Consider the following 1,615-nt stretch of genomic DNA (forward strand, 5'->3'; position numbering starts at 1 on the left):
TCGCCGCGCAGGCCCCCGCCTGGGAGCCCGGCACCGCCCACGGCTACCACCCCCTGACGTACGGCTGGCTCCTCGACGAGCTGGTCCGGCGCGTGACGGGCCGGGGCGCCGGCGAGTGGATCGCGTCGGAGATCGCGGCGCCCCTCGGCCTCGACCTCTGGCTCGGTCTGCCCGACTCGGTGGCGGCCGAGGGCCGGGTGGGCCGCGCCGGACGGCTGCCGTCGGCACCCGAACCCACCGGGGGACTGCGCGTGCGCGCGAAGCGGTCCGTCACCGCCGCCTACGACGACCCCGACTCCCTCACCCGGCGCGCCTTCGCCGCGATCACCCCGTTCCCCGACCAGAACGACCCCGCGTACCGCGCGACGGCGCTGCCCGCCACCAACGGCATCGCCACGGCGGGCGCCCTGGCCCGCTTCTACGCCGCGCTGATCGGCGAGGTCGACGGCGTACGGCTGCTCGCCCCGGCCACGATGGAGGCGGCGCGCGCGGAGGAGTCGGCCGGCCCCGACCGCACCCTCGTCATCAACACCCGCTTCGGCCTCGGCTACATGCTGCACGGCACCGCGTCCCCGCTCCTCGGCCCCGGCTCCTTCGGCCACCCCGGCCGAGGCGGCCCCCTCGGCTTCGCCGACCCGGACACGGCCACGGCCTTCGCCTACGTCACCAACGGCTACCGCAAGACGGTCACAGCGGACCCGAGGGCCCAGTCCTTGGTGAAGGCACTGAGGTCCGCGCTGTCGCTGTAGGGCGCGCGAAGCCCTGCCAGGGGCGCGGGGAACTGCGCGACAAGCCACGACGGACCGGGCGGCCGCCAATGAACCGGCACCCCCGAGCCATAAGGCGCCCCGGCCAAACCCAGCAGAGCGAAGGGGCGGCCGCCCGGACAGCGAAGACGCCCCAGAACTCCCCCGCAGAATGCCCTGGCGCGCTCCGATGAACCGGACGGCCGCCCTCCGTGAGCGGCGATCCCAGCATGCGCGACATCTCCCGCGCTGTCGTTCGCACCCAGTCCACAGTCGCTTGGCACCCCGTCCACGGCCGGACCGCTCGGCGGCCCCACCGGGCACAGCGGACGGCCGCCCACGGCCGCGCGGGGCCGCGGTCAGCCGCCCGGTCACGCGGACAGGTCACGCGGACACGTCACGCGGACACGTCACGCGGACAGGTCACGCGGACAGGTCACCTCTCGGATCAGAGAGCTCTCGGATCAGAGGGCTATGGGGTGGGACGTCCTGCCCGACGCCTCGTCTATCTCGTCGTGCGCCTTGGTGAGGAGTTTCATGGCCAGCTCGTTCAGGGCCCGCGCGCCCGCTATCTCCTCGCCGACCCGTGGCTGATTGGAGTCGGTGTGGTGGCGGCTCGCGTACCCGTTGGCCCGGACCTCCTTGCCGTCGGGCAGCCGTACGAGCGCCGCCGCCCGCGTCTTCTGTTCGTCCTCCTGGAACTCCAGCTCGATGTGCCATCCCACAGCGGTGTGCATCATGACGATCACCTCCGGAAACCGCTGTTTCCAGAGTGCTCCTCCGGGCCCGCCGACGCACGGCCTGGCCGAGCCCCGCCCCGCGGCCCCGCCCGCCCCGTCAGGCCCCTATCCGGCGCGCAGCATCAACCC

At 74.0% G+C, this 1,615-nt stretch carries 2 protein-coding genes; one reads left to right on the plus strand and one right to left on the minus strand.

Going from position 1 to position 1,615, the window contains the following annotated elements; translation table 11 throughout:
• A partial coding sequence (locus AOK15_RS27865) for a serine hydrolase domain-containing protein (RefSeq protein ID WP_157870388.1) occupies nt 1-749 on the plus strand: 749 nt, incomplete at its 5' end.
• A 461-nt stretch (nt 750-1,210) separates the two neighbouring features.
• Here the strand turns inward: AOK15_RS27865 and AOK15_RS27870 are convergent.
• Nucleotides 1,211-1,486 carry a DUF1876 domain-containing protein gene (locus AOK15_RS27870; protein ID WP_055521112.1) on the minus strand — a complete coding sequence of 92 codons (276 nt, stop codon included), beginning with the start codon at nt 1,484-1,486 and terminating at the stop codon, nt 1,211-1,213.
• Nucleotides 1,487-1,615: the final 129 nt, after the last annotated feature.

The organism is Streptomyces ossamyceticus (assembly GCF_001418475.1).
In the GTDB taxonomy this organism is placed as follows: Bacteria; Actinomycetota; Actinomycetes; order Streptomycetales; family Streptomycetaceae; genus Streptomyces; species Streptomyces ossamyceticus.

Excerpts from the sequence above, each read along its gene's own strand:
- AOK15_RS27870 (WP_055521112.1), bottom strand. The coding sequence starts at position 1,486 with ATGATGCACACCGCTGTGGGATGGCACATCGAGCTGGAGTTCCAGGAG.